This window comes from Hyphomonas atlantica corrig., assembly GCF_000682715.1.
Lineage (GTDB): Bacteria > Pseudomonadota > Alphaproteobacteria > Caulobacterales > Hyphomonadaceae > Hyphomonas > Hyphomonas atlantica.
Genome location: NZ_AWFH01000001.1, coordinates 453,505 through 476,921 on the forward strand (window position 1 = coordinate 453,505; position 23,417 = coordinate 476,921).

General features: G+C 59.1%; 21 protein-coding genes. 11 read left to right on the top strand and 10 right to left on the bottom strand.

All coding sequences use genetic code 11. From position 1 onward, the window contains the following. Positions 1 to 5: 5 nt before the first annotated feature. The 5 genes from rpe to HY36_RS02250 all read left to right on the top strand — a co-directional run bounded on the left by rpe (position 6) and on the right by HY36_RS02250 (position 6,568). The gene (rpe, locus tag HY36_RS02230; RefSeq protein WP_035547605.1) at positions 6 to 674 is read left to right on the top strand and encodes a ribulose-phosphate 3-epimerase; all 669 of its coding nucleotides are present in this window, start codon (positions 6 to 8) and stop codon (positions 672 to 674) included. Between the two features lie 24 nt (positions 675 to 698). Next, positions 699 to 2,426 (top strand): heparinase II/III family protein, encoded by a 1,728-nt coding sequence (locus HY36_RS02235; RefSeq protein WP_051602407.1) that lies wholly within the window; start codon positions 699 to 701, stop codon positions 2,424 to 2,426. After that, complete coding sequence (locus HY36_RS02240) at positions 2,423 to 4,312, top strand: polysaccharide biosynthesis protein (protein ID WP_051602408.1); 1,890 nt, start codon at positions 2,423 to 2,425, stop codon at positions 4,310 to 4,312. Before HY36_RS02235 ends, HY36_RS02240 begins: the two co-directional genes overlap by 4 nt. Positions 4,313 to 4,378: 66 nt before the next feature. After that, a complete protein-coding gene (gene purH / locus HY36_RS02245) occupies positions 4,379 to 5,983 on the top strand; it encodes a bifunctional phosphoribosylaminoimidazolecarboxamide formyltransferase/IMP cyclohydrolase (RefSeq protein WP_035547608.1) in 1,605 nt (534 codons plus the stop codon). A 9-nt stretch (positions 5,984 to 5,992) separates the two neighbouring features. Further along, entirely contained in the window at positions 5,993 to 6,568 is a 576-nt protein-coding gene (locus tag HY36_RS02250) for a hypothetical protein (RefSeq protein ID WP_035547611.1), read from the top strand. 6 nt (positions 6,569 to 6,574) lie between these two features. Here HY36_RS02250 and HY36_RS02255 read toward each other — a convergent pair whose 3' ends face one another. The 4 genes from HY36_RS02255 to HY36_RS02270 all read right to left on the bottom strand — a co-directional run bounded on the left by HY36_RS02255 (position 6,575) and on the right by HY36_RS02270 (position 10,287). Next, positions 6,575 to 7,393 (bottom strand): PhzF family phenazine biosynthesis protein, encoded by an 819-nt coding sequence (locus HY36_RS02255; RefSeq protein WP_035547614.1) that lies wholly within the window; start codon positions 7,391 to 7,393, stop codon positions 6,575 to 6,577. Between the two features lie 85 nt (positions 7,394 to 7,478). Continuing rightward, positions 7,479 to 8,294: a bifunctional hydroxymethylpyrimidine kinase/phosphomethylpyrimidine kinase gene (thiD, locus tag HY36_RS02260; RefSeq protein ID WP_035547615.1), complete on the bottom strand. Its 816-nt coding sequence runs from the start codon at positions 8,292 to 8,294 to the stop codon at positions 7,479 to 7,481. Positions 8,295 to 8,299: 5 nt separating this feature from the next. Further along, positions 8,300 to 8,950, bottom strand: a complete 651-nt coding sequence (fsa, locus tag HY36_RS02265) for a fructose-6-phosphate aldolase (RefSeq protein WP_035547618.1) — start codon at positions 8,948 to 8,950, stop codon at positions 8,300 to 8,302. Between the two features lie 26 nt (positions 8,951 to 8,976). Continuing rightward, positions 8,977 to 10,287 (bottom strand): UDP-glucose dehydrogenase family protein, encoded by a 1,311-nt coding sequence (locus tag HY36_RS02270; protein WP_035547621.1) that lies wholly within the window; start codon positions 10,285 to 10,287, stop codon positions 8,977 to 8,979. 182 nt (positions 10,288 to 10,469) lie between these two features. On the opposite strand from HY36_RS02270, the gene HY36_RS02275 reads away from it, so the two are divergent. Continuing rightward, positions 10,470 to 11,114: a glutathione S-transferase family protein gene (locus HY36_RS02275; protein ID WP_035547624.1), complete on the top strand. Its 645-nt coding sequence runs from the start codon at positions 10,470 to 10,472 to the stop codon at positions 11,112 to 11,114. Here HY36_RS02275 and HY36_RS02280 read toward each other — a convergent pair whose 3' ends face one another. Continuing rightward, positions 11,115 to 12,629 carry a phosphomannomutase/phosphoglucomutase gene (locus tag HY36_RS02280; protein WP_035547627.1) on the bottom strand — a complete coding sequence of 505 codons (1,515 nt, stop codon included), beginning with the start codon at positions 12,627 to 12,629 and terminating at the stop codon, positions 11,115 to 11,117. It abuts the gene before it with no gap. A gap of 175 nt (positions 12,630 to 12,804) precedes the next feature. Here HY36_RS02280 and HY36_RS02285 point away from each other — a divergent pair, with 175 nt between their 5' ends. Then, positions 12,805 to 13,578 (top strand): outer membrane beta-barrel protein, encoded by a 774-nt coding sequence (locus tag HY36_RS02285; RefSeq protein WP_035547630.1) that lies wholly within the window; start codon positions 12,805 to 12,807, stop codon positions 13,576 to 13,578. On the opposite strand, the gene HY36_RS02290 is transcribed toward HY36_RS02285, so the two are convergent. Then, the gene (locus tag HY36_RS02290) at positions 13,575 to 14,291 is read right to left on the bottom strand and encodes a type 1 glutamine amidotransferase (RefSeq protein WP_035547633.1); all 717 of its coding nucleotides are present in this window, start codon (positions 14,289 to 14,291) and stop codon (positions 13,575 to 13,577) included. The genes HY36_RS02285 and HY36_RS02290 overlap by 4 nt on opposite strands. A gap of 6 nt (positions 14,292 to 14,297) precedes the next feature. Continuing rightward, a complete protein-coding gene (locus tag HY36_RS02295) occupies positions 14,298 to 16,046 on the bottom strand; it encodes a DUF885 domain-containing protein (protein ID WP_081806003.1) in 1,749 nt (582 codons plus the stop codon). Between the two features lie 96 nt (positions 16,047 to 16,142). Here HY36_RS02295 and sdhC point away from each other — a divergent pair, with 96 nt between their 5' ends. From sdhC to HY36_RS02315, 4 genes are read left to right on the top strand one after another with little or no spacing between them, the layout of a single operon-like run. Further along, positions 16,143 to 16,541 carry a succinate dehydrogenase, cytochrome b556 subunit gene (gene sdhC, locus HY36_RS02300; RefSeq protein ID WP_035547636.1) on the top strand — a complete coding sequence of 133 codons (399 nt, stop codon included), beginning with the start codon at positions 16,143 to 16,145 and terminating at the stop codon, positions 16,539 to 16,541. Positions 16,542 to 16,553: 12 nt separating this feature from the next. Then, a complete protein-coding gene (gene sdhD / locus HY36_RS02305) occupies positions 16,554 to 16,949 on the top strand; it encodes a succinate dehydrogenase, hydrophobic membrane anchor protein (RefSeq protein ID WP_035547638.1) in 396 nt (131 codons plus the stop codon). Between the two features lie 22 nt (positions 16,950 to 16,971). Continuing rightward, entirely contained in the window at positions 16,972 to 18,759 is a 1,788-nt protein-coding gene (sdhA, locus tag HY36_RS02310; RefSeq protein ID WP_035547641.1) for a succinate dehydrogenase flavoprotein subunit, read from the top strand. Between the two features lie 21 nt (positions 18,760 to 18,780). Continuing rightward, positions 18,781 to 19,563, top strand: coding sequence for a succinate dehydrogenase iron-sulfur subunit (locus HY36_RS02315; RefSeq protein WP_027838092.1), 783 nt, complete (start codon positions 18,781 to 18,783; stop codon positions 19,561 to 19,563). On the opposite strand, the gene HY36_RS02320 is transcribed toward HY36_RS02315, so the two are convergent. From HY36_RS02320 to tilS, 3 genes are all read right to left on the bottom strand, one after another. Then, positions 19,560 to 20,156 (bottom strand): GNAT family N-acetyltransferase, encoded by a 597-nt coding sequence (locus tag HY36_RS02320; protein ID WP_051602409.1) that lies wholly within the window; start codon positions 20,154 to 20,156, stop codon positions 19,560 to 19,562. The genes HY36_RS02315 and HY36_RS02320 overlap by 4 nt on opposite strands. 207 nt (positions 20,157 to 20,363) lie before the next feature. Then, complete coding sequence (gene ftsH, locus HY36_RS02325) at positions 20,364 to 22,286, bottom strand: ATP-dependent zinc metalloprotease FtsH (RefSeq protein ID WP_035547647.1); 1,923 nt, start codon at positions 22,284 to 22,286, stop codon at positions 20,364 to 20,366. Between the two features lie 93 nt (positions 22,287 to 22,379). Then, on the bottom strand, positions 22,380 to 23,402 hold the full coding sequence (gene tilS, locus HY36_RS17570; protein ID WP_051602410.1) for a tRNA lysidine(34) synthetase TilS: 1,023 nt from the start codon (positions 23,400 to 23,402) through the stop codon (positions 22,380 to 22,382). Positions 23,403 to 23,417: the final 15 nt, after the last annotated feature.

Consider the following 23,417-nt stretch of genomic DNA (forward strand, 5'->3'; position numbering starts at 1 on the left):
GGGGCATGCGCGACGTGCTTATTTCTCCCTCGATTCTCTCCGCAGATTTCTCCCGTCTCGGTGAGGAAATTGCCGCCATCGACCATGCTGGCGCAGATATGATCCACATCGATGTCATGGATGGGCACTTCGTGCCAAACCTGACATTCGGGGCTCCCGTCATCGAGAAACTGCGGAAATGCACAGACAAGCCCTTCGACGTGCACCTGATGATCGCCCCAGTGGACCCGTTCATTTCGGCGTTTGCAAAAGCTGGCGCAAACATCCTGACCGTGCATCCGGAAGCAGGGCCCCATCTGCACCGTACCCTTCAGGCCATACGCGCCGCCGGCATGAAACCGGGTGTCGCCCTGAACCCGGGCACCCCTGCAAGCATTCTTGAACTCGTTCTCGACGAGACCGACCTGATCCTTGTCATGTCCGTCAATCCGGGTTTCGGAGGCCAGGCCTTCATCGACAGCCAGCTGCGCAAGGTCGAGCAGTTGCGGAGCATGATCGACGCGACAGGACGCGACATCATTCTTGAGATTGATGGCGGCCTGAATGCAGAAACTGCCCCAAAAGCGATCTCTGCCGGCGTAAACGCCATCGTGGCCGGATCTGCCGTTTTCAAGGGCGGTCCAAACGCCTATGCTGAGAATATTCGGTCACTCAGGCCGCACGTAAAAGTATAGTTTGAGACAGAATGGACGGTGAGCGTGGGAGGCGGAGACAGCGAAATCCTGGCTGACCGCACCAGAACGGGGGCTGATGACGCCGCGCTCTGGCGCAGGTTTCGCGGGATATCCGGAGATGATGTGAAAGTCTCGGCCTTGCAGCGCTCTGGCGTTTCCGGGCCTGTTCCGGAACAATTCTCTCATCATCTGAACCGCCTCATCCCGTCGGATGATCGCCGCGGCGAAGCCCTCATGCAGGATATCTGGCGCATCGGCATGCAGCGCATGACGCTGGCACCGGGTCAGTCCCCGTGGTCAACACCCCTGCCCTCGAAGCATTTCGCAGATCGTCTGCATCGGTTTTCATGGCTGCCTGACCTGCTAGATCAAGGCAATGAAGGCACCGAACGTGCCGTCAGATTTGTCGATGAATGGATACAGTCTCACGGCAACTTTAACGGGTTTTCCTGGCGATTGGCGCCTACGAGCGTGCGATGCTGGAATTGGCTGCTTTGCGGTCGGGAAGTGTTCGAAACCGGCTCGACAAGCGAGCGGGAAGTCCGGCTGGACTGTCTCGTCCGCCAGCTCCGCTACATCTCGGGGCAAGTGGATGCGGCGACAGACCCGAAGGCCAGGTGGTTTGCATCGGTCACAATGGTTGCTGCTGCGCTTTGTATAGATCGCGCGATGAGCCTGGACGCAGCGGTCGCCCGCCTCGACGCGGAATGCACAGCCCAGATCCTGCCAGACGGTGGCCACGTCACGCGCAGCCCGTCACGCGGGCTCAACACACTCATCCACTTGCTGACCCTGCAGGACTTGTTCCATCGCGCAGGTCACCCCGAGCCAGATTTTCTCGAGAAATGGATTTCGCGTGTCGGCGCGATGGTCGCATTCTTTCAGGTAGAGGATGGTGCACTAAGCCCGTTCAATGACGGAGACGAATCCCGTCCCGAGGCCGTTGAAGCTGCCCTCGCCCGGCTCCCTTCGCCACCACGCCGATTCATGTTTGCACCGAAATCTGGCTTCCAGAAGCTTGAAAAGAATGGATTAAAACTAATTCTTGATTGTGGGGACGCACCGGAGAGACCCTTCAGCGACTTCGCCCATGCCGGCGCATTGGGATTTGAACTCTCTGACGGCCCATGTCGGCTGGTCACATCATGTGGGTACAGCGCCGAAGTGAACGTCGACTGGCAGGCGGCCGTTCGTCGATCAGGTGCACATTCAACCCTTGTTCTTTCCGGTCGTGACTCTGCGACTTTCTCGCTGAACGAAGAGTCCAGATTGCTGTCTGCGCACGGGCCGGAAGGCATATCGGCCAAACGCCTGGAAGAAGCCGACGAGATCTGGCTGGACGCCCAGCACGGCGGTTACAAGGCGGCCTGCGGTTTGCTTCATCGTCGTCGCCTCTTCATGTCGGGTGACGGAAAACGCCTTACCGGCGAGGATTCGCTGGTCCGCCCCGTCTCACAGCCACCCGCAGATGACCGGAAGTTCATTGGCTTCGAAATTCGCTTTCATCTACATCCCACGGTGACGGCAATCATGGGAAAAGACGCGATTCGTCTTGTCTGCGACGACGGCGCAGTGTGGAAATTCAAGACGAGTCATGAGGGCGCCCGGCTTGAAAGAACCGTTTATTTGGCGCGCGGAGTGGTTGAAAGACCTGAGCAAATCGTTATGGCTGGATTCGCAGATCCGAATGGGGACGGGCAGCAGCCTCCGAATTGTATTCGGTGGGCATTTCTGAAGGAAAGATCCGCATGACGCCACAACAGGCCGCCCGCAGGGCGATGGCGCTGACACTCGGATTTGATGTGTTCATTGCAGTTTGCGCAATGGGATTCTCCGGATTGTTGATTTGGTCGTCCGAAAACCCTCGACCAGAATTCCCCGTTTCATCCATAGCAATCAGCACATGCTTCTTCGCACTCGCGGTCACAGTGGCCTTTCTGATTCTTGGAATCCAGAAGCAGGTCTGGCGCCACATGGGGTGGCCGGACGCTGTACGGGTTTTTCAGGGAGTCTGCCTGTCGGCGCTGATATACCTACCCGTCATGTTGATGTTGAATGGGTTGCTGGCAACACCGTACACAACCCTCACGTCCGCCCTCATCATATGGACGATCGGCTTGTTCATCGGGCGCATGTTCGCCCTGTCTCGCACCACCCATGCCCCGTTCCAGATTTTCAGCCCGATCGCGAAAAACGGTCAGCCGGTCTTGCTCGTAGGAGATTCGCAAAGCTGCGTGCACGTCATCCGGCGGCTTCAATCGTCTGCTCAAACAAACCGGATCCGCCTGCTCGGTTTGGTCGATGTTCAGCCAACAGAAACCGGGCGCGCCATTCGGGGAATCCCTATTCTCGGATCGCTTGATGAACTCGGTGATCTGATCGACGTCCTTGCTGTTCGCTACAAGCAGACCCCTTGGGTCGCACTGACCGGAACAGCTCGCCAGCGTGACAAGACAATCCGCATTCTGGAAATTGCTTCAGACCATGGCGCTGAGATCATGGCGCTGAGCAAGGATCAAACCGCACAAGTGCTTGAACCTGTGCGCCCGTCAGACTTGCTGTCACGTCCTGAAAGGCACCTGAACATTGAGCCGGTACGAAATCTCGTGGCCGGCTCCAACGTACTCGTTTCCGGGGGTGGCGGCACAATCGGCTCTGAGCTGACCCGCCAGGTTGCTCGTCTGAACCCGGCCTCTCTCACGGTGATGGATGCGTCGGAGTACAATCTCTACTCTATTGATATGGAGCTATCGCGCCTCTTGCCAGGTCGGCATCAAGCCCGACTAGGTGATGTGCGCGACATGAAACGCGTTTCCGACATCATGGCTCACGCCAAGCCGGACGTCGTCATTCATGCGGCGGCCCTCAAGCATGTACCGCTAATGGAACGGAATCTGTGCGAGGCAATCCTGACCAACGTGTTCGGGGCCGTGAACGCTGCTGAAGCAGCAGCCGCGGCTGGAGCCAAACGGTTTGTGTTCATCTCGACCGACAAGGCTGTAGACCCAGACAATGTCATGGGAGCCACGAAACGCCTGGCTGAGATAGCAATCTCGCGCATTGCCAGCAGAACCGGAATGGCGGCGTCTATCGTCAGATTTGGCAACGTGCTCGGTTCGTCCGGATCAGTGGTGCCATTGTTCGAGCGCCAGATCGCCGAAGGCGGCCCGATTACGCTTACCGACCCCGGCGTGACGCGGTACTTCATGACCGTCGAAGAAGCGTCCGCTCTTGTGCTGCAATCGGCAGCAATACAGGACAAGACAGCGCAGACAGGCCTTTACGTTCTCGATATGGGCGAACCCATGCCCATCCTGCAGCTCGCCGAAACAATGATCCGCATGAAAGGCCTCGTGCCCGGCGTGGATATCCAGATCACGACGACCGGCTTGCGTGAAGGTGAGAAGATGCACGAAGCGCTCACCTATGAACATGAGGCCGTCAGCTCAACGACCGTGGATGGCGTCTGGCAAGTCGAGAATGTGCACACCCTTTCCGAATTGTTCGATAAACGGCTGGCTGAGCTGATCGAAGCCGCATCGAGACGGGAACGGTCAGAGGCTCTGAGGCTGCTCGGCGTGCTCGTTCCCGAATATGCGAGCGAACGCGCCGAACGTGCGCGGCGCTGGAGCGCTTGACGCAATCGGCGGTCATGCTACCCCCCGCGGCAACAGCTTGAAGCCTGCGCCAAAGGATTTCCCAACATGACAGATGCCGCCTCTCGCGGAGCCCCCGTTCGCATTCGCCGCGCCCTGCTTTCCGTGTCGGACAAGACCGGACTGGTGGAGCAAGCCCAGAAGCTCGCCGCGATGGGTGTCGAACTCGTCTCCACGGGTGGCACCTCCAAGCTCCTGAAAGAGGCAGGGCTGGACGTGAAGGACGTGGCAGATCTTACCGGCTTTCCGGAAATGATGGATGGACGCGTGAAAACGCTTCACCCCGCAGTTCATGGCGGCCTGCTCTATCTACGGGACAATCCTTCCCATGTGAAAGATGCCGAGACGCACGGTATTGGTGCAATCGACCTGATTTACGTGAACCTCTACCCCTTCGAAGCGACCGTCGCTTCCGGCGCGGACTTCGAAACCTGCATTGAAAACATCGACATTGGCGGACCGGCCATGTTGCGGGCCGCGGCAAAGAATGGCGCGTTCGTGGCCGTCTGTACCGATGGCGGCGATGTCGATGCTGTGCTGGCCGAAATGGAGGCGGCCAATGGCGAGGTCAGCGTGGCACTTTGCCGAAAACTCGCGGCCAAGACTTATGCACGCACAGCAGCCTACGATTCCGCCATCTCGACCTGGTATGCCGAACAACTGGGCGAGCCGGCTCCGGATTGGGCAAGCCTTGGCGGCAAGCGACAGCAGAGCCTGCGCTATGGCGAGAACCCGCACCAGAAGGCAGCCTTCTACGTGACCGGTGAGAAACGCCCCGGCGTCGCCACCGCGAAGCAACTACAAGGCAAGGAACTGTCCTACAACAATATCAACGATACCGACGCGGCCTATGAACTGATCGGCGAACTGGGCGCCGAGACACCAGCCGTCGCCATCATCAAGCACGCCAATCCGTGCGGCGTGGCGCAAGGCTCCAGCATCATTGAAGCCTATCGCGCGGCTCTGGCCTGCGACTCCACGTCGGCCTTTGGCGGCATCGTGGCCCTGAACCGCGCGCTGGACGAAGAGACCGCGGCCGAAATCTCCCAGATCTTCACCGAAGTCGTCATCGCCCCCGGCGCTGATGAAGCGGCTCAAGCCATCTTCGCCAAAAAGAAAAATCTCCGCCTCCTGATTACGGAAGGCTTGCCAGACCCGGCAGCGGGCGGACGGTTCGTGAAAACGGTCGCTGGCGGCTTCCTGATGCAGGACCGCGATTTTGGCCGCATCACGCGTGAAGACCTGAAAGTCGTGACGAAGAAAGCGCCATCCGAACAGGAATTGGAAGACATGCTGTTTGCGTGGCGCGTCGCAAAGCACGTAAAATCCAACACGATCATCTATGCGAAAGATGGCGCAACTGTTGGCATCGGTGCTGGCCAGATGAGCCGCATCGACTCAGCCCGCATTGCGGCACGCAAAGCCGAAGACGCCGCCGAAGCGGCCGGCTGGTCCGAACCAAAGACCAAAGGCTGTGTGGCAGCATCGGATGCGTTCTTCCCCTTCCCTGATGGTCTTCTGCAAGCCGCTTCAGCGGGTGCGACAGCCGTCATTCAGCCGGGTGGCTCGATCCGCGACGATGAAGTCATCGCCGCCGCCGATGAGGCTGGCCTCGCCATGGTCTTCACCGGCATGCGCCACTTCCGCCACTAGGATTGTCTGATGCGCGCTCTGCTTCCCCTTGTAACGATACTGGCTCTCAGCGCCTGTAGCGGACAGGACTCAAGGGAAGCAGAGTTCATGCACCGCCTGTCCCAGCTTTGCGGACAAGCTTTCGAGGGGCGGATCGTCAGCGAAGACAAGGAAGATGATTCCTGGCGCGCTGAACGCGTTGTCATGCATGTCCGTGAATGCTCCGATGACGAAATCCGTATCCCGCTTCACGTGGGCGATGATCATTCCCGCACATGGGTCATCCACCACGAAGGTGGACGCCTCACCCTGCACCATGACCATCGTCATGAGGATGGCAGCCTGGACGCCATTACCTGGTATGGCGGCGCGCGCGACGATCGCCTGAGCGGCAGCCGGATGAACTTTCCGGCGGATGACGCCACCAAGGCCTTGTTCGACGCCGAGGGAATTCCTCAGTCGAAGGAAAATACATGGGCCATCGAAGTGCGCCCCACGCATACGCTATTTGCTTACGAAATGGAGCGGCCGAACCGGTTTTTCCGCGTCGAGTTCGATACGTCAAAACCGGTCGCAACACCGCCCGCGCCCTGGGGCGCCGAATAGCCTGCCCTAGAGGCTGAAGCTGCCCTTGATCACGGTCACGGATTGGCCGATCAGCTTCACGCGGTCCCCCTGAAGCTTTGTATCGATGTAAGCGCCGCGGCCCGGGTACGCCTGAAAACAACTCATTGCATCCAGATCGAACCGCTCACGCATCACACGCGCAAGCATGGTATGCCAGCTTCCTGTAGCCGGGTCTTCGTCAATGCCGCTTCCCGGCGCGAAGAAACGGCTGGTCACATCCACACCGTCGCCGCCCGCTGCAAAACAGCCAAAGTTCCCACGGTCCCAGCCCTCGCCCGGCGCGCCGAGATCTTTCAATGCTTTCAGGTCAGGCGCCAGGGCATGCACTTGGTCCGGCGTATCAAACCGGGCGGCATAGAACATGCCACCCCAAGCCTGCGCCGGTCGTGCGCCCAGAGCCGTCGCTACCTCGTCCGTGACAGGAATTTCTGTGACAGGTCCAGATGGAAAGTCCATCTCCAGGCGGCCATCATCCAGCCGCCGGACAGTCAGCCGGCCTGACTTCACCGTGTCGAACGCAATAGACTCTCCGGAAAATCCCAGCTCTTCATAGAGGACATGTGCCGTCGCAAGCGTCGCATGGCCGCAAAGCGGTACTTCCACAGCAGGCGTGAACCAGCGCAGCGTCCACACCCCCTCCCCTGAAGGGACAATATAGGCTGTCTCGGCAACATTGTTTTCGGCGGCGATCGCCTGAAGCGTTTCATCCGGCAGAAAGGCGTCCAGCGGCATGACGCAGGCCTGGTTTCCTTCGAACGGCTTCGAGGCAAATGCATCTATCTGATAGAATGGCAGGGTTGGCATGGCGATGTCTCCAAAGAAGAAGACCTGAATGCCACGGCAGTCCGTTCTGGAAAAACGATGAATTCTGAACACCCGTTAAGGGGGGCTATTCCTCGTCCAGAACCCAGCCGTGATGAACCGGGCCGTGACCGCTTCCGAAGCCTTTCGCTTCACGGATGGCTTTCATCAGGTACTCACGCGCCTGTTCAACCGAATCCGGAACACTGATGCCTTGCGCAAGACGCGCAGCAATCGCTGAGGCCAGCGTGCAGCCGGTTCCGTGCGTGGAGGTCGTATCAATCCGCGGGCTTTCGAAGATCCACTCCCCCGTCGTGGTCTGAAGAACGTCGGTGATCACATCCCCGCCAATATGGCCGCCTTTCACCAATGCTCCGTTCGCGCCCAATTCCAGCAATGCTTCAGCCGCCCGTCTCTGTCCGCTGACGGTTTCGACTGCCTTGCCGGTAAGGACTTCGGCTTCGGGCGCATTTGGGGTCACCACACGGGCCAGGGGCACGAGTTCCGCCCGGATTGCCTCAACGGCTTTCGCATCCACGAGACGGTCACCGGACGTGGCGACCATTACCGGATCTATCACCCTCGGTACGAACTGCGCGCGCTCTGACAGAATTTCTGCGACCGCTTCAACCAGAGGCGCGGAGCCGAGCATGCCGGTCTTGATGGAATCTGCGCCAATGTCGGCTAGCGTCACCTGCATTTGGCCGGTAACGGCCTCGATCGGTACAGGCCAGACACCATGCACACCGCGCGTATCCTGTACGGTAATCGCGGTCACCGCAGTCATCGCATAGCCGCCAAGCATGCTGACGGCCTTGATGTCGGCCTGGATACCAGCACCACCGCCGGAGTCAGATCCGGCGATGATGAGAACACGACCGCGTGGGCCGTCTGACTGGGTCATGACACTCAGACCTTGATGCCGGCCTTTTCAGCGTCCGCCAGGAAGGTCTCAAGACCCTTGTCGGTCAGCGGATGCTTGACCAGTCCCTTGATGACGGCTGGCGGCATTGTGGCCACGTCAGCGCCGGCCAGAGCCGAAAGCTTCACATGGTTTGCCGTGCGGATCGACGCGGCAAGGATTTCCGTGTCGAACAGGTAATTGTCATAGATCTGGCGGATGTCGGAGATCAGCTCCATGCCATCCACATTGATATCATCCAAGCGGCCGATGAAGGGCGAGATGAAGGTCGCGCCAGCTTTCGCTGCCAACAGCGCCTGATTGGCGGAGAAGCAAAGCGTGACGTTCACCATCGTGCCGTCATCCGAGAGGGTACGGCAAGCTTTAAGGCCATCCAGGGTCAGCGGGAGCTTTACGGCAACGTTGTCAGCGATCTTCGCCAATTTACGGCCTTCGGTGATCATCCCATCATAATCGGTTGCAACAACTTCTGCGCTGACCGGCCCGGAGACGATCTCGCAGATTTCCTTGATGACATCGGCGAACGGGCGACCGGATTTGGCGACCAGCGATGGGTTGGTGGTCACCCCGTCGATCAGGCCGGTGGCGGCCAGCTCGGCGATGTCGCCTGTATCGGCTGTATCTACGAAAAATTTCATGTTCAGAATCCTGTTTTCCTGACGTCTCAGACCAACGGGCGCCCAATGGACGTGTACTGGAATCCACGGCCCGCCATGTCCTCAGGTGAATAGATGTTCCGGAGGTCAACCACAATGTTTGAATTGAGTGCCGCCTTGATCCGATCGAGGTCCAGCGCACGGAACTGGTCCCATTCCGTCACAATCACCATCGCATCCGCCTGCTCGACCGCATCATACGCGTTCTTCGCAAACTCGATATCGCTGAGCAGGTGAGATGCCTCTTCCATCGCTTCAGGGTCAAACGCGCGAATTTTCGCACCGGCCGCCTGAAGCGCCGGAATGATGTCGAGGCTCGGCGCGTCGCGCATGTCGTCGGTGTTCTGCTTGAATGCCAGGCCCAGAACGCCAATCGTCTTGCCTTTCACATCGCCGCCCATTGCCGCGATCACCTTGTCCGCCATCGCTTTCTTGCGGGCCGCATTGACCTCGACAACCGTGTCCACGATCCGAACCGGTGAATTGTAGTCATTTGCCGTCTTCGTCAGCGCGAGTGTATCTTTCGGGAAGCAGGATCCACCATAGCCCGGTCCGGCATTCAGGAATTTCTTGCCAATACGGCCATCGAGTCCGATTCCCCGCGACACTTCCTGGACATTGGCCCCAACCTTTTCACACAGATCCGCCATTTCATTGATGAACGTGATCTTCACAGCCAGGAATGCGTTGGCGGCGTATTTAATAAGCTCTGACGTACGACGCGCTGTAAACAGGATTGGCGTCTCATTCAGGAACAATGGGCGATAGAGTTCCGTCATCACCTCACGGGCGCGCTCATCATCCGTTCCAACGACCACACGGTCTGGAATCTTGAAGTCCTTGATGGCGGCGCCTTCGCGGAGGAATTCCGGATTGGAGACAACTGCGAAATCGCCATCGGGGCGCTTCTTGCGGATGATTTCCTCAACCTCGTCGCCAGTTCCAACTGGAACAGTTGATTTGGTTACAACGACAGTGAAGCCGTCCATCAGTTCGGCGATTTCTTCTGCTGCCGCGTAGACGTAAGACAGGTCGGCATGCCCATCGCCGCGGCGGGATGGCGTGCCAACTGCGATGAACACTGCGTCGGCATTGCGGATCGCGTCCCTGGCTTCAGTTGTGAAGAACAGACGCTCTTCCTTGACGTTCTTCTCGACCAGACTGTCCAGGCCCGGCTCGTAAATAGGCATAACGCCCGCTTCGAGCTTCTCAATCTTTGACGCGTCCTTGTCGACGCACGTCACAACGTGTCCGAAATCTGCAAAACAGGCCCCGCTCACAAGGCCGACATAGCCTGTCCCAATCATCGCAACACGCATGAGATTTCCTCACTTCAAACAAACCATATGGATTGATCGCGAGGGGTGCGATTTTTGTGCCAATCGGTCAAGAGGGCCAGTGCGGGAACACCGGCCTGAGGTCGAAGGAGTGAGTCCGGTATCCTTCTGGCAATGCTGCACGCACCAGACTAGGATAGTGCATGGAAAATCCATTGGGGATAATGATGACGAAGCTGACCTTTTACACGAACCCCATGTCGCGCGGCCGGATCGCACGCTGGATGCTGGAAGAGACCGGCGCAGACTATGAAACTGTTCTGCTGCACTACGGGCCGGAAATGCAGTCAGACAACTACAAAGCCATCAATCCCATGATGAAAGTGCCTGCCATCGTCCATGGGGGAAAAACGGTGACAGAATGCGGCGCCATCTGCGCCTATCTCGCCGAAGCGTTTCCCGATGCGGGTCTCGCTCCCCTGCCCGAAGAGCGGGCCGATTATTATCGCTGGATGTTCTTTGCCGCTGGCCCCTGGGAGCAGGCAAGCACGAACAGGGCAATGGGGTTCAACGTGCCATCCGAACATTCCGGCATGGCCGGTTATGGCGATTTCGAGCGCACACTTGCGACGCTGACCTCGATCCTGGATGACCGGCCCCACATCTGTGGTGATCGATTTACCGCAGCCGACATCTATGTCGGTTCACAGATCGCCTGGGGCGTTCAGTTCGGCACCATACCCACAACCCCACGCCTGACGAACTACATCTCACGCGGCATGGCCCGCCCCGCCTTCCAGCGCGCGACCGAGAAGGACGACGCTGAAATGGACGGGTACGGACCGGAAACTCCGCCGGCAAATGCCTGATCAGATTTCCTGATTGTAGGCACCAACTTCCGGATGCTTGCCAAGGCGTGGCTTCACTTCCTTGTGGAACAGGTCCCGCATGTCATCCGCGCTGGCCATGGATTCTACCACGACGACCAGTTCCGGCTTGTTTGAGGACGCCCGCACGAGCACCCAGGAGCCGTCTTCAAGCGTTACGCGGGCGCCGTTGACTGTGTTCACGTCAACGACCTTCCGCCCAAGGATCTCCGTACCATTGAGGCTCTTGTATTCCTCAACCATCTTGTCAACGATGCCATACTTGGTTTCATCATCGCAATGCGGAGACATGGTGAGAGACGTGTAAGCAACACCCAGCTCACCTTTGAGGTCGGCCATGTTCTTGTCCGGATTGCGATCCAGCATTTCCAGAACCGCCTTTGCCGCCACCAGGCCATCATCATAGCCGAGGCCGATTGGCTCACGGAAGAAGAAGTGGCCGGACTTTTCAAAGCCCGCAAGTGCGCCAAGGTCTGTCGTGCGGCGTTTGATGTAGGAGTGACCGGTCTTGTAATAATCGACTGTCGCGCCATTCTCCTGCAAGACGGGGTCTGTCTTGTAGAGGCCTGTGGATTTCACATCGACCACGAATTTTGCGTTTGGATAGATCTTTGAGAGGTCGCGTGCCAGCATCAGGCCGATCTTGTCAGCAAAGATTTCCTCACCCGTATTGTCGACCACACCACAGCGGTCGCCGTCACCGTCAAAGCCCAGCGCCACATCGGCGCCAGTCTCGCGCACCATCTCGGCCATGGCATGCAGCATTTCGGAATCTTCCGGATTCGGATTGTATTTCGGGAACGTCATGTCGAGATTGCAATCCATCTCGATAACTTCGGCGCCCATCATGCGCAGCGCATCCGGAGCGAACGCACCTGCCGTACCGTTTCCGCATGCCGCGACCACCTTCAGCGGACGCGTCAGCTTGGTGTCGCCCACAACCGCCTCGATATACTTCTCGCGAATGCCATCGACGCGGTGATGCGCGCCGCCAGCGCGTGGCTGGAAGTCGCCACCCATGACGATTTCCTTCAGGCGGCCCATTTCATCCGGCCCGAAAGTCAGCGGGCGGTTGGCGCCCATCTTCACACCGGTCCAGCCATTCTCATTATGGCTCGCCGTCACCATCGCACAGCATGGCACGTCCAGCTCGAATTGGCTCCAGTACACCATTGGCGAGAGGGCCAGCCCCACATCCAGGACTTCACATCCGCCCTGCACCAGGCCGAGAATCAACGCGTTCTTGATCGGTTGGCTGATAGAGCGGAAATCGTGGCCGGTTACCACTTTCGGTTCCACGCCCAGCTCATGGAAGAGCGTCGCCATGCCAAGGCCCAGCGCCTGCACGCCTGTCAGGTTCAGCTCAGGCGCTTTTTCCTTGCCAATGCCGTTGAACCACCAGCGAGCATCATATTCACGAAAGCCGGTCGGCTTCACGAGCGGAAGAATTTCAAATTCCAGCGTGTTCGGCTGAATATCAGCCAATGGTTTGGGCATCATGAGTCTTGTGTCTCCAGGCTTAATGCGTCCCTACACGTCGAGTGTATCATTTCGATTAGGATATGCATGAGGTGCGCCATAGGCGTCAAAACATGACTCTTTATTAATCATCCGATCTTTCACTCGGTTCGTACTCCCTGATGACACCAACCCTGTCATTGAGGAACCCCCCATGAAACTCTCACACATATCGGTTACCATCTCCGTGGCGGCATTGCTCGCCGCCCCCGCCATGGCCCAGGACTGGTACGCTGCCGGATCAGTCAGCTACCTGAATCAGTCAGACAGCGACAATTCTGGCACGACCGGCGCGTTCACCACCGGTAATCTTGGCGACGGAACGACACTCGATGTCGCCGCTGGCACGCCATATGGCTGGAACACGGAATTCGATAATGGCACAGGTTTCAGCGCTGAAGTCGGCGCACGCTATGGCAATGGTTTCCGCGGCGCAGTCGAACTCGCCTACTCCAGTGCCGATGTCGACACTCATACCGGCGTTACACTCGGCGGCGGCAGCATTGATGCCCTCGACGCCGCGTCCATCGCGGGCAGCCCGACGCCCCTCGGCGCAACCGTAGCGGATGTCGTCGCAGACGGTCGGGGTGACATTTCAAGCACCTCTGTCTTTGCGAACCTGTACTATGACTTCAACAACGGTGGCACAGTCCAGCCCTATGCGGGCGCCGGCATCGGCTTTTCCGATGTGGACGTACAATACAACCCATCAGGCGTTGGCGTAGTTGATGATGGCGAGACCAAATTTGCCTACCAGCTCAAGGCCGGTTTGACCTGGCTGGCGTCAGAGACCTGGGAAGTCTATGGCGAATATGCCTACCGGGCGACCGAAGACATTGAGGTCAACAATGACCTCTTCCCCGGCAATCTCGAAATCGAGAACCAACAGAACCTGTTCACGGTCGGCGTACGCTATCGTTTCGGCTAACGCCCGGATGTCAGGAAGTTTGCGATCCAGACGCCCAGCCGCTGACTGTCCAGCGGCGCGTTGAGGCTCTCGATTGCCCCATGAACGGCGGCCTCTGTCAGGGGCCGCCCTTTTCGACTGCGGTAGAGCGCGGCGGAATACTCGGCATTGAATTCAGGATGGCACTGAAACGAGACCGCTGGCGTCTTGCCGTAATCGATGGCTGCCATTGGGGTGAAGTCTGATCTCGCCATCACGCTTGCGCCCGGCGGCAACTCCACCACCTGGTCCTGATGGCTCACCGGCACCGATATGGTCGCCGGGCAATTGCCCTCCATCCAGTCCGGACAGGCTTTCATCTCGTAGGTGTGCAGGCCAATCCCCCACCCTTTTGGCGACTTGATCACCTTGCCGCCCAATGCCTCGGCCATGATCTGGTGGCCGAAACAGATGCCCACTTGCGGAACGCCAGCCTTCGCCGCCCCTCGGATGAAGTCCTCAAGCGGCGCGATCCATGGAAAGTCATCATAAACGCCCGCCGGCGAGCCTGTGATCAGGATACCTTCCAACGTCGACGGATCGGGCAGGGCCTCGCCCTTGATCACCGAAACTGTCTCGAACTCCATGTCAGGACTGGCCACCGAGATCAGGTCCCGGAACATCTCGGGATAGTCGACAAAGTCCGCCCGAATGGCCTCGGGCACGAGTCCGGTCTCGATAATGGTCAATTTCATTGGGGATCAGTCTGCAAGCGTATCGGTGTTTGAAGCGGTGGAATGTTGCGCGGCGATCCAGTCATCAATGCGCGCCTCCATTACATCGAGCGGCACAGCGCCTTCTGCAAGAAACGCATCATGAAATTCCCGCACATCAAACGAGTCGCCCAATGAGGCTTCGGCGCGCGCGCGCAATTCGCGGATCTTGAGTTCCCCGACCTTGTAGGCCACGGCCTGGCCCGGCCAGCCTATATAGCGCGTCACTTCGGTCTGAATGTTGAGCGGCGCCAAGGCGGAATTCTCGATGAAACAGGCTTCAGCTGCGCTTCGGGTCCAGCCATACCAGTGCAGTCCCGTATCGGCCACGAGACGGCACGCGCGCCACATTTCATAGGACAGCGCCCCGAACCGCTCATAGGGCGTGCGATAGATGCCCGCTTCACCCGCAATCCGTTCTGCATACAGACCCCACCCTTCGCCAAAGGCGGTTGCGTAATAGTCCTGCCGGAATTTCGGCTGATCACTCATTTCCTGGGCAAGGGCGATCTGAAGGTGATGCCCTGGCACGGCCTCATGCGCTGACAAGGCGGGCAGCTCATAGAGCGGTCGCTGGTCGAGGGCGTAGGTATTCACAAGGTAAATGCCCAGCCGACCCTCCTCCGGATCGCCGGATACATAGCGGCCTGTTGTATAGCCCGGCGCAATCGCGTCCGGCACAGGCTGCACCTCAAACTCCAGCTCTGGCAGATTCCCGAAATAGTCTGGCAGACTGGCCCGCAGACGCGATGAAATCTCTTCTGCTGCCGCCATCAACTCGTCAGCGGATTGCGCATAGAATTTCGGATCTGTCCTCAGATGGGTCAGAAATTCCTCGAAACTCCCCTCAAAGCCGATTTCAGCAATGATCGCCTCCATTTCAGAACGGATCCGCGCAACTTCGCTGAGGCCAAGCTGGTGGATCTCAACCGGCGAATACCCCGCGCCCGCCGTATGGTATTCAACCATCGCCGCATAAACGGATTGACCGTTCTCGAGGCCCGCAATGCCTGCGCCCTGTCTCAGATAGGGTTTGTACTCGATTTCGAGGAACCGCCAGGCATCCAGATAGGCATCCATTGCGCGCCGCGTCGCAGTCAGGCCTTCAGCCTTCAGTCGCTCGGCAACCGCCGGGTCCATATTTTCAGGCAGGGACAGGAACGGCGCATAAAGGTCGCTTTCCGCCGGATCATCCACAACCTGCTCTCGAATTTGCGCGATCACCGTGTCCAGCGGATCCTTGTGCGCGGTCCAGCCTGTCTCGATCCCCCGGCGCATGTTTGCGATATTCTCATCAAAGTATCGCGGCACGTCATTCAGGCGTGCGATCCAGGCTTCAGCGGCCGCCTCGCTGTCGAGATTTACCCGCAGGGCTGCAAAAACCGGCTCTGCCTGAAACCCCCAATCCCCGACAAACGGTATGCGCGCCGAATCGGTCTCTGCCCATACGATATCCGAGTCGAGCAGCCGGATCAGGATGGCCTGATCTATCTCGCGCTCAGTTTCAGCTTTTTGCACTTCTTCCAACAAGGCTCTCGCCGCATCGGCCTGCTCAGCAATCGCTTCAGGCGTCACATCAGACCAGCGATCCGGCGCCAGACCTGCCGTGCGCGCAGCGCCTTCGGGGCTGTTGGCATCTACATAGGCCTCATATTCAGGCACGAGCGTGTCCAGTGGGTCCGCGACGGCAACGCTGGCCAGCCCACCAAAAGCCACTGCAAAAAGAAAAGGTTTCATATTGTCGCTCCCACGCCCTGTGCCGTTGACAGAAGCATAGAGAAACCTAGAACCCAAGCCAAAGCATTCATTGCAGGCAAGCAAGGTCATTCCCTCATGACAAGCACTACACGGGCAGATACGCGCCCATTGTCGCCTCATCTTCAGATTTGGCGGTTCCACATCACGATGGCTGCGTCCATCACACACCGGTTTACGGGCATGGCCCTGTATTTCGGAACATTCCTCATCACAGCATGGATCATTGCCCTCGCAACCAGCGCAGGCTGGTACAGCGTGATCGAAGACATCGTGTCCGCCTGGTATGGTCAGGTCATCCTGTTCCTCTGGGCTGTGGCGGTCATGTACCACTTCCTGAACGGCATTCGTCACCTGCTCTGGGACGGACCACATGTCGGATTTGACCCGAAGACCGCCAGCACGGTTTCGGTGTTCATCTACCTCTTCTCCATCATTGGTGCCGCGGCAATTTTTGCTGCTGCCACCTGGCTTTAAGGGGCGACTGACATGGCATCGAACAATTTCATCACGCCCGCCAAGGCGGCCCGCGGTCTCGGCTCTGCCAAGTCGGGCACCGAAACCCATATCCGCCAGCGCGTCTCCGCGATTGCGCTGATCTTCCTCGTCCCGTGGTTCGTCTTCTCCATCATCAATGCGATGGGCGGTGACCTCGCCTCTGCTCAGGCCTGGGCCGCAAAGCCGTGGAACGCCATCCTGCTGATACTGACCGCCGGCGCGGCGTTCTACCACATGCGTATCGGTATGCAGGTGGTCGTCGAGGACTATATCGCAAAAACGGGAACCAAGTCGGCCCTGCTGATCCTGAACAGCTTCGTGTGCATCGCGCTGTTCGTGACTGTGGCTCTTTCGGTTCTCAAACTCTGGATTGGCGCGGGCGCCTAGAGCCCGCGGGAGAAGCAACAAGATGAGCAATTACACCTGGACCGACCATACATATGATGTCGTGGTTGTGGGCGCTGGCGGCTCTGGCCTCCGTGCTGCCCTGGGCGCCGCACAGGCCGGCCTGAAAACCGCCTGTATCTCGAAAGTTTTCCCAACGCGCTCCCACACGGTTGCCGCACAGGGCGGCATCGCTGCCTCGCTCGGCAATATGGGTGAGGATGACTGGCGCTGGCACATGTACGACACCGTCAAAGGGTCTGACTGGCTGGGCGACCAGGACGCGATTGAATATCTCTGCCGTGAAGCGCCCGCCGCTGTTTACGAGCTGGAGCATTGGGGAATGCCCTTCTCCCGGACCGATGAAGGCAAGATCTACCAGCGCGCCTTCGGCGGCATGACCCGCGAATTCGGCAAGGGCCCCGTGCAGCGTACCTGCGCTGCGGCTGACCGGACCGGGCACGCCATGCTGCACACGCTGTATGGCCAGTGCGTCAAGGAAGAGACCGAATTCTTCATCGAGTATTTCGCGCTCGACCTGATCATGGATGAAGAAGGCGCCTGCCGCGGTGTCACGGCATGGAAACTGGATGACGGCACGCTTCACCGGTTCCGCGCGCAAAAGGTTGTCCTGGCAACTGGCGGATACGGACGTGCCTTCTTCTCGTGTACCTCTGCCCACACATGTACGGGCGACGGCAACGCCATGGTGCTGCGCGCCGGCCTGCCGCTGCAGGACATGGAATTCGTTCAGTTCCACCCGACCGGCATCTACGGGTCCGGCTGCCTGATCACCGAAGGCTCCCGCGGCGAAGGCGGATACCTGACCAATTCCGAAGGTGAGCGCTTCATGGAGCGTTATGCCCCATCCGCAAAAGACCTCGCCTCCCGCGATGTTGTCTCCCGCGCGATGACGATGGAAATCCGCGAAGGTCGCGGCGTTGGCGCAGAGAAAGACCACATCCACCTGCACCTTGAGCATCTCGGCGCAGATGTGCTGGCGGCGCGCCTGCCGGGCATCTCCGAGACCGCGAAAATCTTCGCAGGCGTCGACGTCACGAAAGAGCCGATCCCGGTTCTGCCAACCGTTCACTACAATATGGGCGGCATCCCGACCAATTATCACGGTGAAGTGCTGACCAAGAAGAATGGCGATCCGGACTCCGTGGTGCCAGGCCTGATGGCTGTTGGCGAAGCGGCCTGTGTGTCCGTGCATGGCGCAAACCGTCTCGGTTCCAACTCCCTGATCGACCTTGTTGTGTTCGGCCGTGCAGCCGGCCAGCGCTGCGGCGCAACCACCGAAGCCGGGGCGACCCAGCCGGAACTGCCAAAAGGCGCGACCGACAAGCATCTTGAGCGCCTGGACCGCCTGCGCAACGCAACCGGCGACCAGCCGGTCGCCAAGCTGCGCCTGGAAATGCAGAAGGGTATGCAGAACAATTGCGCAGTGTTCCGCACCGGCGACGTTCTGAAGGACGGTGTCGACGCCATCGAGGAAGTCTACAAGAAGGCTCCGGGCATCGATGTGAAAGACCGCGGCATGGTCTGGAATACCGATCTTCTCGAAGCCCTCGAATTCGACAACCTCATCGCTCAGGCCGCCGTTACCGTGAATTCGGCTGCCAACCGGGAAGAAAGCCGCGGTGCCCATGCCCGCGAAGACTATTCCGAGCGCGATGACGAGAAGTGGATGAAGCACACGCTCGCCTGGTGTGACGAGGCCGGCAAGGTCACGATCGACTATCGCGAAGTGCACAATTACACGCTCTCGAACGAAATCAGCTACATCGAGCCGAAGGCCCGGGTGTACTAAGGACAGCAAGGCACGCAAGACATGGTACAGCTTACCCTCCCCAAAGGCTCCGCGCCTAAAAAAGGCAAGACCTGGCCAAAGCCGCAAGGCGCGACCAATCTTCGCCAGTTCAAGATCTATCGCTACAGCCCCGAAGAGGGCGGCAATCCGCGCTGGGATGTCTACTGGGTAGACATGGACAAGGCCGGCACGATGATCCTGGACGTGCTGTTCTACATCAAGAACACCATTGACCCGACTTTGGCCTTCCGTCGCTCCTGCCGCGAAGGCGTGTGTGGGTCCTGCGCAATGAACATTGCCGGGCAGAACACGATTGCCTGCACCAAGGGCTTTGACGAATTGCCGGGCGGCGTAATCTCGATCGCGCCCCTTCCCCACCAGCCAGTGGTGAAAGACCTGATCCCGGACCTGACCAATTTCTACGCGCAGCACGCCTATGTGCAGCCCTATCTGAAAACGGTGACGCCAGAGCCTGAAAAGGAATGGAAGCAATCCGAGGAAGACCGCGAAGAGCTGAACGGCCTTTACGAATGTATCCTTTGCGCATCCTGCACGACGTCCTGCCCGTCCTATTGGTGGAATGGCGACAAGTATCTCGGCCCTGCCGCGCTGCTTCAGGCCTATCGCTGGTTGATCGATAGCCGCGATGAAGCCACCGGCGAGCGTCTGGACGATCTGGAAGATCCGTTCAAACTGTATCGCTGCCACACAATCATGAACTGCGCGCAGGTCTGCCCGAAAGGCCTGAACCCGGCCAAGGCCATCGCCAAGATCAAGCACATGATGGTGGAGCGGGTTTCCTAAGCGGTCCCGCCTGCATTCACGGCAAAGACTTTTCGCAAACCCTCCGGACGTTCCATCGTTCGGAGGGTTTCGATCAATTGGGCGACATCAAACTCCCAGAGTGTCGTTGGCGGCATGGGCCGGATCACTTTCCCGCCCAGCGCCTTGAACAGGCTGTTTGCCTTGCGGTTTTCCGGCAGCGTTTCCGCCTCCAACGTGATGATGCCGCGCGCCCGGCAGGACAGGGCAACAGACGCGATCAAAAGCCGTGAGAGGCCATGCGCCTGATACTGGTCCAGCACACCCAGCGCCAGTTCCGCCCGGTCGCTCCCCTCTTCACTGCGTATCGCATGGGCCGCAGCCATCAACGGCGTGCCATCCTCGCCCTCATCCAGAATGCCCCAGGCGATATGCTTGTGCCCGTCTGCATCAGCAAGGGATCGGACCACCGCATCCGGCACGGGGTTCGCCCCACTGAAAAATCGCAGGTAGCGGGATTCCGGAGACATTGCCCGGAAGATTTGCTGGAACTTCGACTCATCCTCAATCCCGACGGGCCGCAGCAACACATCATGGCCAGTATCCAGAGAGACCTGAAGCGGAGCGTTACACATAAGGCCTGCCAGCCTCCGTCTAGAGTTCCCACCAGTCGGCTCACCTGTGCCGATGGCTCCAACGCATAAATCCCGAGCGGAATGTTCGTTCCGGATTCGCCTCACAACGGTAGTGCCCCTATCCTCAAAGGCAAGCACTTCCAGAAACGCAAAAAGCGCGACCGACCTGGCCGCGCTTTTCGAGTTTTGTCACTTGAGCTGAACCTGTCAGACCGGGTTCGGCTCTGGGTCTCCAAGACCGCCATCACCTTTCGGCTTGCGCCGCTTGCCGATCACGGGAACGGCAGAGCCCGGCGAGGAATCATCATCGCCAAGATCCGGCCGCGAAGGCGGATTGCCTTTCAACAGTTCGGCAATTTCTTCGCCCGTCAGCGTCTCATATTCTAGCAGGCCGGTCGCAATCGCTTCCCACTCGCCACGATAATCCGTCATGATGCGACGCGCATCATCCATGCCCGTCTGGATCAGCGTACGAACTTCTTCCTCGATCTTGCGAGATGTTTCTTCGGACACGTGAGATGACTGCATGAGTTGCTGGCCAAGGAACACATCGCCCTGATCATCGCCATAGTCGACCGGGCCGACGGCATCTGCAAAGCCCCAGCGCGTAACCATGGCGCGAGCCAGACGTGTCGCCTGCTGGATATCGGATGCTGCACCGGCGGTGACATTGTCGTCACCGAATTTCAGTTCCTCCGCCACGCGGCCACCCATCATGATGGCCAGACGAGAGGTCATCTCGATCTTGGACATGGACAGCTTATCGTCTTCCGGCAGCTGCATAACCATGCCGAGTGCGCGTCCGCGCGGGATGATCGTCGCCTTGTGGACCGGATCTGCCGCAGGCACTTTCAGCGCCACAATGGCGTGGCCAGCCTCATGCCAGGCGGTGAGTTCCTTTTCCTTTTCGGACATGACCATGGAGCGGCGTTCCGGCCCCATCAGCACCTTGTCCTTGGCGTCTTCGAATTCCTGCATGGCGACCACGCGCTTGCCCCGACGGGCCGCAAGCAGGGCGGCCTCGTTCACAAGGTTCGCCAGGTCAGCGCCCGAGAAGCCGGGCGTGCCGCGCGAAATGGTCTTCGCGTCGACATCTTTTGCCAGCGGAACATTACGCATGTGAACGCGAAGGATTTTCTCGCGGCCCATAATGTCCGGATTGCCGACGGTCACCTGACGGTCGAAACGGCCAGGACGTAACAGGGCCGGGTCCAGAACGTCCGGGCGGTTCGTCGCTGCGATCAGGATGATGCCTTCATTGGCTTCGAAACCGTCCATCTCGACCAGCAACTGGTTGAGCGTCTGTTCGCGTTCGTCATTACCGCCGCCAAGACCGGCACCGCGCGAGCGGCCGACTGCGTCGATCTCATCGATGAAGATGATGCAAGGCGCAGAGCGTTTTGCCTGCTCGAACATGTCGCGGACCCGGCTTGCGCCAACACCCACAAACATTTCGACAAAGTCCGAACCGGAGATTGTGAAGAAGGGCACGCCGGCTTCACCCGCAACAGCGCGCGCCAGCAGCGTCTTACCAGTTCCCGGAGGCCCCACCAGAAGCGCGCCTTTTGGAATCTTGCCGCCAAGACGCTGGAATTTCGACGGATCCTGAAGGAATTCGACAATCTCCTGCAATTCTTCCTTCGCTTCATCCACGCCGGCAACGTCGTCAAATGTGACGCGGCCATGCTTTTCAGTCAGCAGGCGCGCGCGGCTCTTGCCAAAGCTCATTGCCCCGCGACCGCCGCCAGACTGCATCTGGCGCATCATGAAGAAGACAAAGCCGACAATCAGCAGGATGGGAAGAATGGAGAAAATAAGCGATGCGAAGGTGTTCTGGCCGCTGTCGGCATCCACCGTAAACGGCACCTGGTTTTCTTCCAGGAATTGCTGGGTCGTCATGTCGAGAGAGCGCAGCTCGCTGACCATGGTCCGGCCATCGGTCGTGGTAACAATTATGCGCTGATCTCCGAGCGTCGCATCGGCAATTTTGCCGTCCTCGACCAGCTCATAGATTACGGACAGTTTGGCCTTCTCGGCCCGGGCCGCCTGTGGGTTACCACCCATGGCCACGGCCATGCCGATGACCAGGAGGGCAATGGCGCCCCAGATAGCCAAATTCCTGACGTTCATATCGCGTCTCGCTCCAGATTCCGGTGTTCGTTCCGTAAGATAGGAAGCTTATGGCACGAAAACGACTCAAAAGCTCTTAAAATGGCTGTTTTGTCACGTACCGGCGCCATACAGGCTGCGAATTGCCGCGAACCGGGCGCGAGCCAGCTTTTCCTCTGCAGCATCGCCTGAAACCTCTGGCTCGGGCGCAAGACTTACATGATCGCGATTGCGATAGATCATGACGCCGCCAAGCGTCGCGCCCGAGAAGGGCTCATCACTGGTCAGCCGCATGGCAAGCGGCTCCACCGCATCCTTTCGCGGCGGCGTCTCACGCCCTCCAACAATCTGTAGCATCACGCCCAAGGCGCGGATCAGGCGCTCCTCCGGCAGTCCCGACAAATCAAGCTGGAACACACCTTCGCCATCGATCGAAACCTGTTCGCGCATCCAGTGTGCAATCAGTCGTTCTTCGAGCCGCCGCAGATCCTGAAGCCGGGCCTGACAGGCAAGGATTCGGGTTTTCAGCCGGTCTTGCCCTGCCAGCAAGGTGCGAACCCGCACGCGTTCATAGGCCGGATTTCGATTGGAAGGGTCGTCGATCCAGTCGACGCCGCGCCGTTCCAGTTCCTCCCGCAAATCCGCGCGCGAGCGCTTCAGAACCGGACGGGCAATCCGCACGCCCTGCCCTTCCGGCCAGACGGGCGACAGCGCGATGGGCTGCATACCCGCCAATCCATACCAGGTGGACCCTTGCCGGGCGCGCATCAGAAAAGTCTCAACCTGATCGTCAGCTGTATGCCCCAGAAGAAGGTGCGTGCCGCCCTCGGCCCGCAGCGCCTCAGCCATCATTGCGTGACGGGCCCGCCGGGCCAGTGCCTGCTTCCCTTTCGGGGCACGCCAGACCAATGTCTGATGGGGCACATTGAGGCCTGCACAAATCTCTGCCACCGCGCGGGCTTCGTCAGCGGCTTCCGGGCGCAATCTGTGATCGACCGTGAACGCGACAAGCGCCCGACCGGACTGCTCCGCCCATTCATGCGCGAGGATGAGCAGCGCAAGGGAATCGCTGCCACCTGAGACCGCAACGCCAACCGGCCCTGTGGCCTTGCCGCAGAGCCGGTCAAACAGGTCCATCAGACGACAGACGTG